Raw genomic sequence first — 8,283 nt, 5'->3', positions numbered from 1 at the left:
GGCGCGCGCCGCGCCGCCACGGCCTTCCGCCGGGCGGGGGCCGGCCGGGTCGCGGTCGCGGCGGCGGGGGGCGCGGTGGCCGTCGAGGCGGACGGCGCCGGTGCGGCGGCCTTCGGATCCGCGGCCGGGGCCTTCGGGGTCGCGGCCTTGTGGGCCGGCGGGTCCGTCCAGGTCGTGGCGACGGATTCGGCGGAGGCGCCGCCGATCCCGAGGATCAGCATGAGGGCGGCGAGGCTCGTTCGCGCACCGTGCGGCATGGCGCCCTCCTGTCATCGCGGGGTTTCGGACAGATCCGCGGAGCAGCGCAACAATAGATCGAACCGCCGTTCAGGGGAATCGTGTCGCTGCATTTCCACCAGGATCGCCGAAACACGTTTAATACGGATGACGCTCACCGGCGGACGCGGGTCGGTCGTCCGACGACCGGTCGCGGCGATCACCGGCGGCGCGACCCGTGACCGCGGTCCCCGATCGGGCCCGCGGAACCCGCGGCGCCGCGCGCGGTTGCCCCGCCATGTCCACCCCCGCCGATGCGTCCTCCGGTCCCCCGCCCGGCCTGCGGGTGAGCGTCGACCTCAACCTGTGCCAGGCCTACGCCCAGTGCTGCTACGCGGCGCCGCGGCACTTCCGCATCGAGGGGCACGAGGCCCTGTTCTACGATCCCGCCCCCGCCGCGCGGGACCGGGACGACATCGAGCGGGCGCGCGTCGCCTGCCCGGTCCAGGCGATCCGGGTCGAGGATCCGGAGCGGGGCGCCTGATGGCGCGCGATCGCGAGCGTGTCCTGATCGTGGGCGCCGGCCTCGCGGCCCTGCGCGGGGCCGAGGCCCTGCGCGAAGCGGGCTTCTCCGGGCCGCTGACGATCGTCGGCGACGAGCCGCACCGGCCCTACGACCGGCCGCCGCTCTCGAAGCATGTCCTCACCGGGGCGATCCCGGCGGACGCCACGATCCTGCCGGGGGTCGGCACCCTCGCGGCGGAGTGGCAGCTCGGCAGCGCGGCGCGGCGCCTCGACCGGCAGGCGCGCACGGTCTGCCTCGCGGACGGGCGGACGCTCCCCTACGACCGCCTGCTCATCGCCACCGGCACCCGCGCCCGCCCCTGGGCGAACCCGCACGAGGGCCGCCTCGCCGGCGTGTTCACCCTGCGCGGGCGGGACGACGCCGCCGCCCTGCGCCGGGCGCTGGCCGCCGGCCCGCGGCACGTGCTGGTGATCGGCGCCGGCTTCATCGGCTGCGAGGTCGCGAGCCTGTGCCGGCAGCTCGACCTGCCGGTCACCCTGGTCGAGCCCGGCCCGACGCCGCTGGCCCGCGTCCTCGGCAGCACCGTCGGGGGATTCATCGGCGCGATCCACGCGGGCCACGGGGTCGCGCTGCGCTGCGGCCGCGAGGTCGAGTGGCTCGAGGGCCGGGACGGCCGGCTCGTGCGCGCCCACCTCGTCGACGGCAGCAGCCTCGCGGCCGACGTCGCCGTCATCGCCCTGGGGGCCGTGCGCAACACCGAGTGGCTCGACGGGTCCGGCCTGTCGGCGGATCCGGGCGGCGTCGATTGCGACGCGCGCGGCCACGTCCTCGATTCCGACGGCAGGCCCGACCCGCGCATCGCCGCCGCCGGCGACGTGGCGCGCTTTCCCCACCCGCTCTACGACGGCCGGCGCGTCGCCCTGGAGCACTGGAGCCACGCGGTGGCGCAGGGCGTCCATGCCGGCCGGCGCCTCGCCGGCGCGGAGCCCGAGGGGCCCTACGGCGCCCTGCCGACCTTCTGGTCGACGCAGGGCGACCTCGTGGTGAAATCCGTCGGCCTGACCGAGGGCGCCGACGCGGTGGCGATCACGCAGGGCGATCCGGCGGCCGGCCGCTTCGTCGCCACCTACGGCCGCGCGGGGCGCTGCATCGCGGCGGTCGCGGTCGATTCCGCCCGCTGGCTGCCGGCCCATGCCGAGCTCGTGGAGGCCCGCGCGCCGTTCCCGCCCGAGGGCGCCGCGACCGACCGGCCGAAGCGCGTCACGGTCCACGAGCCGGGCTTTCCGTAACGCGTCGGGAAGCGGAACCGGCCCATCGGGCGAAGCCTTTGTCGTTGCAGCATCTTTCCCGAAGGCCGGTGGCCGCCGTCCGGGTCGATGCGTGAAGGAGACCGCATGCCCGACGCCACCCTCCTCGACCAGGTCAAGGATTTCGCCAACCGGCCGAACCCCTACCCGGTCTACGCGAAGCTGCGGGAGAATCCCGTCTCGCGCCAGGACGACGGTACCGAGGCGGGCACCTGGGTCGCGGCGACCCACGGCACCGTCGCGCGCCTGCTGCAGGACCCGCGGGTCAGCTCCGACACCCTGCCCCCGGCCGACCGGCCGCGCACCGGCAACCCCCTCACCGACCTGATCGTCAAACCGCTCAAGGACTGGATGATGGACCGGCACCGGGTCTTCATCTTCCGCGACCCGCCGGACCACGACGCCCTGCGCTCGGCGGTGATGCACCAGTTCTCCCGCGAGCGCGTCCAGGCGATGCGCGCCCGCTCCGACCGGCTGGTGGCGGACCTGCTCAACGAGAAGTGCGGTGCCCGGGAGATCGACGCGGTCGACGACCTCGCCTACCCGCTGCCCGTGACGGTGATCTGCGAGCTGTTCGGCGTGCCCCGCGAGGACGAGCCGAAATTCCACGGCTGGGCGACGCAGCTCGCCACCGCGCTGGAGCCCGACAGCCTGTCCGATCCCGAGATCCGCGCCGCGAACAGCCGGACCTTCGACGCGATCGGCGGCTACATGGGCGACCTGATCAGGGAGAAGCGCAGGCACCCGCAGGACGACATGCTGTCGGGCCTCGCCAACCACGCCACCCCGGCCGGCGTGAAGATGGGCGATTACGACCTGATCGCCACCTCGATCCTGATGCTGGTGGCCGGGCACGAGACCACCGTGAACCTGATCACCAACGGCCTGCTGACCCTGCTGCGGCATCCGGACGAGCTGGAGCGCCTGCGGCAGGACCCGCTCCGGGCCCCGCGGCTGATCGAGGAGCTGCTCCGCTACGAGCCGCCGGTGCAGTTCCGGACGCGGCGGACCCTGTCGCCCATCGACATCGCCGGGGTCACGATCCCCGAGGGGGCCGATCTCGTGCTGCTGCTGGCCTCCGGCAACCGCGACGCGGCCGTCTTCCCCGACCCCGACCGGTTCGACCCGGACCGCACCGGGATCCGCCATCTCGGCTTCGGCGGCGGCCTGCACTACTGCGTGGGCGCGCCGCTGGCCCGGTTCGAGGCCGAGGCGGCGCTCACCGCCCTCGCCCGCCGGTTGAAGGCGCCGCGCCTGGTCGAGGACCCGCCGCCCTACCGGCCGGGCGCCGCCCTGCGGGGGCCGGAGCACCTGCGGGTGGCGATCGACGGGATCGCCTGAGCCGCGGGCGGGCCGGACGGCTCATCCGAACATCGATGAGACCTCCGACGCGACCGAGACGAAAGTTCGTCGCCGTAAAGTTGTTTGCCTCGCTAAAGTCGCGATCGACCGGCCTGATGGCGACTCGGACGGAACCGGCGGGTTGAGACGATGGCTCAGGGGCTTGCGCGCGCTGCATCGCTGGCGCGCACGGTGAGGACCACGGTGCGCAACCTCGCCCTCGGGCGCGACGACGTCCCGCCCCAAGCGCCCCACGCGCCGCCCGCGCCATCCCGCGCGGTCGAGGCCGACATCCCGGTCGATATCGGCTGCATCAAGGTGTTCCGGGCCGAGAGCTTCCCCGAATCCGGGCCGAGCCCCTGGCTCGACCAGCCCGACGCCCTCGACATCGTCGCGCGGCGCGTGGCGCGCCGGGAGATCACGCCCCGGCAGGCCGAGATCTGCCGGTCCTGGGTGGAGCACGGCTACTACGTCCTGCGCGGCGCGATCGATCCCGACACGATCGACGAGGTCTGGGCCGCCTACGAGGCCGCGATCGCCGGCGGGGACCTGACCCTCGCCCCCGAGAAGGCGGCGCCGGACGACCCGCACCCGGGCCGCTACCTCAACCCGCACCTGAAGGTCGAGGCGATCGACCGGCTGCTGAAGCATCCCGTGCTGATGAACTTCAGCAGCATGGTGCTCGGCCGCCCCGCGATCCCGTTCCAGACCATCGCGTCCCACAAGGGCAGCCAGCAATCTGAGCACTCGGACTCGATCCACATGACGACCTACCCGCTCGGCTACCTGGCTGCCTGCTGGGTCGCCATGGAGGACATCCACGCGGATGCGGGGCCGCTCGTCTACTATCCCGGCACCCACCGCCTGCCGTACCTGTTCAGCCACGACGTCGGCATCACCACGGACGAGTTCCGCGAGCGCGGCTACGGCGCCTATTCCGAGCGCTACGAGCCGGCGATCAAGCAGGAGATCCGGGAGCACGGGGCGACGCCCGCCTACTTCACGGCGCGCAAGGGCGACGTGCTGTTCTGGCACGCGAACCTGCTGCACGGCGGCTCCGCCCGCGCCGACATGCAGCGCTCCCGCAAGGCCCTGGTGCACCACTACTTCGCGGAAGGCTGCATCTGCTACCACGACCTGTCGGCGACCACCTCGGCGGTGCATGGCCCCGTGGAGAGCCTGCCGACCTGCGGCGCGTCCAGCCCCGACATCGCGGTGCGGGAGCGGATCAGCCTGTAAGGACGCTGGGTCGCCGGACGGCCCGGCGACCCAGCCCTCAGGCGGCCTTCACGGCGGCCAGGAAGGTCGTGACCTCCTGGCCGAGGCTCGACGAGTAGCGGGCCAGTTCCTGGGCGGCGCTGAGCACCTGGTCGGAGGCCGCGCCGGTCTCGCGGGCCGCCTGCCGGACGTCGGCGATGTCGGTGCTCACCGCCTGGGTGCCCTGCGCCGCCTGCGTGACGTTGCGGACGATCTCGCTCGTCGCCGCGCCCTGCTCCTCCATGGCGGCGGCCACGCTGAGCGCGACCGTGCGCATCTCGTCGATCGTGCCCCCGATCGTCCGCATCGATTCGACCGCCTGCCGCGTCTCGTTCTGGATGGCGGCGATCTGCGTCGCGATGGTCTCAGTGGCTCGGGCCGTCTGCGAGGCCAGCGCCTTCACCTCGCCCGCCACCACGGCGAAGCCCTTGCCGGCCTCGCCGGCGCGCGCGGCCTCTATGGTGGCGTTGAGGGCCAGCAGATTGGTCTGACCGGCGATCCCGGCGATCAGGCCCATCACCTCGCTGATCTGGTCCGTGCCGCGGGCGAGCACCTGCATCAGGGCGTTGGTCTGGGCCACGTCCGTGCCGGCCCGGTCGGCCATCGCCGAGGACTGGGCGACGCGGGACGCGATCTCGTTGATCGAGGCCGCCATCTCCTCGCTCGCCGCCGCCACGGTCTGCACGTTGCTCGAGGTCTGCTCGGAGGTCGCGGCGACGCGCACCGACTGGTCGGTGGTCCGCGCGGCGGTGCGCGTCATCTCCCGGGCCGTGGCCTCCATCTCGACCGCGGCCGCCGACAGGCCCTGCGTCAGCGCGCTGACCTGCGCGTCGAACCGGGCGGTGACCGTGTCGAGCATCTGGGCGCGGCGCATCTTCGCGTCGTTCTCCGCCACGGCGGCGGCGTCGGCCGCCCGCTTGGCGATCAGGGCGTCCTTGAACACCTGGACGGCGCGCGCCATGGCGCCGACCTCGTCGCCGCGGCGCTGGTCGGCGACCGTCACCGCGAGGTCGCCGTCCGCGAGGCAGCGCATCGCCGCGGTCAGGCGGGTGATCGGGCGCGACAGGCCGTTGCCGACGAGCAGCAGCAGCGCCAGGATCGGCAGGGCGAGACCGGCCGACCAGAGGCCGATGGTGACCGCGCGGTCGCGCACGGCCGCGTGGACGTCGTCGCGGTACAGGCCGGTGGCGACGATCCAGCCCCACGGCTTGAACATCTGCACGCTCGCGACCTTCTCCACCGGCACGGATCCGCCGGGGCGCGGCTTCATGTAGTCGACGAAGCCCGAGCCGTCGCGCTTGGCGGTCTCGACCATCTCGGCGAAGTAGCGCTTGCCGCCGGGGACGTCGGTCTGGTCCACCACCTGCTTGCCGACGTTCTTGGCGTTGAAGGCGTTGGCGATCAGGTGGCCCTGCGCGTCGAGGACGAAGAAGTAGTCCTCGCTGCCGAAGCGCAGGGCGGTGATCGCCGCGAGCGCGGCCTTCTGCGCGTCGGCGACGGGCATCTGGCCTGTCCGGGCCTGCGCCTCGTAGTGGGCGAGCAGGCTCTGCGCGACCTCGGTCAGGCGCTTGGTCATCAGCGCGCGGTCCTCGAGCGCCGAGCCGCGCATGTCGAGGAAGCTCAGGGCGCTGAGGGCGCCGATGGCCAGGAGCACCAAGCCCATCACGGCCGCGAGCTTGTGGCGGAGCCGGAGATCGGCGAGGCGCTGCCACGGCGCGACGCGGTCGACGGGCGGGCGGCTGGTCTGCGTGGGGGTCATCCGAGCACCGGAAGAGGAGGCCTGCGGCCGGCCGGCGTGGATTCGCCGCCCGCGCTGCGCCGGGCCAACCTCGTGCATTCGGGTTAGTAAATCGCAAAGACCTGGGGCCGCTAGCCGGCGAATAGCGGTTTCAAGGCGCCAGATGAGTTTCGAACGGCAGACTTAAATAGATCAGTCTCGACGCTGGGTCGTAGCATTATTCGAGTTTGCGGCTACGAGCCGACTCTGTAGTGGATCGGCTTGAAGCTGCCGTTATTGGATTGCAGGGCCGAGCAGGCGGTGAGCCCGATGATCAGGTCGGTCTCGGCGACGAACACGATCCGGTCCCCGGCCCGGCTGAGGGGCGGCGCCACGGTGAGCGCCCCGGTCGCGCCGTCGATCGGCACGTTCATGAAGCAGTTGAACGCCACCGGGATCGCGTCCGGCGCGATGCCGTAGGGGGCGAGCGCCGCCGCGAGGTTGCCGAAGCAGCCGCGATGCGGGTTCGCGTCGCCGTAGATGATGCGGAACGTGTCGGCCGAGCACGGCGTCAGCAGGAAATCGTGCCGCCCCACCGTGTCCTCCACGATCCGCAGCAGGATGTTGGAGCGGTTCGAGTAGAGCGGGTCGCCGGTAGTCAGGTAGATCCGGCTGGCGTAGTCGAGGGTCCGGCCCGACGAGATCACCTCCCCCGTGTCGTGGCGGTTGAAGGCGAGGAGGTCGGCCACCTGCTCGCCGCAGGGGTCGATCACCGTGAGGCGCTGGCCGCGGTCGAGGGTGAAGGCGACGCCGGAACGCGGCGCGATCGTCTGCACGTCGGCTTGGCACATGGCGGGTTGGCTCACTCCGTTCTCAGGTCCGCGATCCGACCGGTTCAGGCGCTGCCGCCCGGCAGCCCGCGGTCGAGGGTCAGGACCGGCGGGTGCCAGTCCCGCGCCTCCGGGGCCGGCGCCGGTCGGCCCTTCATCGGGCAGCGCCAGTCCGCGTCGACCGCGCGGCCGCTGTACTGGCGCGCCTCCGAGGCCTCGCCGTGGCGCGCCAGCATCGGGTTCACGCTGCCGGCGAGGGCCTCGTCCCGCTCCAGGATCGCGGCGCGCAGCTTCTCGTAGCGCCCCTCGGCCCGCAGCCGCTCGAACTGCGCGTGCAGATTGAAGACCAGCACCGGCGACGAGAAGCGCCGCGCCGGCCGACTCGCCTGCGGGTGAAGCCCGACCACGAAGAACGCCTCGCCGCCGAAGCTCAGGGAGAAGTGCGGGTTGTCGGGATCCTCGGCCACGCGGGAATCGTGGGGCTGGCCGAGCCAGGCGTCCTTGTCGGTCAGGGATTGCGCGCGCGCCCAGAGGTTCCGCTCGAACGCCTCCTCCGAGAGGTCGCCCGGACCCTCGAACACGACCGCGAAACTCTGGAACAGGTCGGGCTGCGCCCGGTACTGCGCCACGAAGGCGAGCAGCGCCGGGTAGATCCGCATGTCGTCCCAGCCCGAGGTGATATCCCGGGCCACGACGATCCGCATCCGCCCCCGGGACAGGGCCGATTTGGCGCCCACGCAGGGGAAGGGCGGGTTCCGGATGAAGTCGCGGAAGGCCTCGGCACGGGGGTGCTCTCGGTCGTCGCGGGGGAGATGCATGCAGGGCCTGCCCGGTCTCTGCGCGGCCGGCCTCGACGCGAGGCGGCCACTGTTCGGGACTCCGGGAACACCACCGGGCGGCCGCTGTTCCGTCCTGCGACAGGTCGTCCGGGGGATAAGGTGAATCCTGCCGCATGCCGGCAAGATCTGTCCGGTTGGACGGACAATATTTCGTGGATCATTGCGGTCGGATAAACATAGGTTAAGGCCGGAAATGCTCACGGTGCCGGTGGCGTGCCGGCGCTGTGCTGCCGCGCGGGGCCCCTGCACT

7 protein-coding genes and 1 pseudogene are annotated in these 8,283 nt (G+C 72.7%); 4 read left to right on the top strand and 4 right to left on the bottom strand.

Features of this window, described 5'->3' with window-relative positions; genetic code table 11:
• Window positions 1–257 (bottom strand): annotated as a pseudogene (locus tag ACLBXO_RS17065) (hypothetical protein); the annotation flags it as partial.
• Between the two features lie 257 nt (window positions 258–514).
• On the opposite strand from ACLBXO_RS17065, the gene ACLBXO_RS17060 reads away from it, so the two are divergent.
• The 4 genes from ACLBXO_RS17060 to ACLBXO_RS17045 all read left to right on the top strand — a co-directional run bounded on the left by ACLBXO_RS17060 (window position 515) and on the right by ACLBXO_RS17045 (window position 4,629).
• Window positions 515–760 carry a ferredoxin gene (locus tag ACLBXO_RS17060; RefSeq protein ID WP_447686077.1) on the top strand — a complete coding sequence of 82 codons (246 nt, stop codon included), beginning with the start codon at window positions 515–517 and terminating at the stop codon, window positions 758–760.
• Entirely contained in the window at window positions 760–2,031 is a 1,272-nt protein-coding gene (locus ACLBXO_RS17055) for an NAD(P)/FAD-dependent oxidoreductase (protein WP_447686076.1), read from the top strand. Before ACLBXO_RS17060 ends, ACLBXO_RS17055 begins: the two co-directional genes overlap by 1 nt.
• Before the next feature lie 105 nt (window positions 2,032–2,136).
• Window positions 2,137–3,390 carry a cytochrome P450 gene (locus ACLBXO_RS17050; protein ID WP_331313790.1) on the top strand — a complete coding sequence of 418 codons (1,254 nt, stop codon included), beginning with the start codon at window positions 2,137–2,139 and terminating at the stop codon, window positions 3,388–3,390.
• 150 nt (window positions 3,391–3,540) lie between these two features.
• Entirely contained in the window at window positions 3,541–4,629 is a 1,089-nt protein-coding gene (locus ACLBXO_RS17045) for a phytanoyl-CoA dioxygenase family protein (RefSeq protein ID WP_331313791.1), read from the top strand.
• A gap of 37 nt (window positions 4,630–4,666) precedes the next feature.
• Here ACLBXO_RS17045 and ACLBXO_RS17040 read toward each other — a convergent pair whose 3' ends face one another.
• The 3 genes from ACLBXO_RS17040 to gntA all read right to left on the bottom strand — a co-directional run bounded on the left by ACLBXO_RS17040 (window position 4,667) and on the right by gntA (window position 8,012).
• Complete coding sequence (locus ACLBXO_RS17040; RefSeq protein ID WP_331313792.1) at window positions 4,667–6,406, bottom strand: methyl-accepting chemotaxis protein; 1,740 nt, start codon at window positions 6,404–6,406, stop codon at window positions 4,667–4,669.
• 212 nt (window positions 6,407–6,618) lie between these two features.
• Complete coding sequence (locus tag ACLBXO_RS17035) at window positions 6,619–7,215, bottom strand: urea carboxylase-associated family protein (protein WP_331313816.1); 597 nt, start codon at window positions 7,213–7,215, stop codon at window positions 6,619–6,621.
• A 44-nt stretch (window positions 7,216–7,259) separates the two neighbouring features.
• Window positions 7,260–8,012, bottom strand: a complete 753-nt coding sequence (gntA, locus tag ACLBXO_RS17030; protein WP_331313793.1) for a guanitoxin biosynthesis heme-dependent pre-guanitoxin N-hydroxylase GntA — start codon at window positions 8,010–8,012, stop codon at window positions 7,260–7,262.
• Window positions 8,013–8,283: the final 271 nt, after the last annotated feature.

Source organism: Methylobacterium sp. C33D (assembly GCF_053345825.1).
Note: the sequence above shows the minus strand (reverse complement) of the source record. Positions and strands in the feature narration are given on the sequence as shown.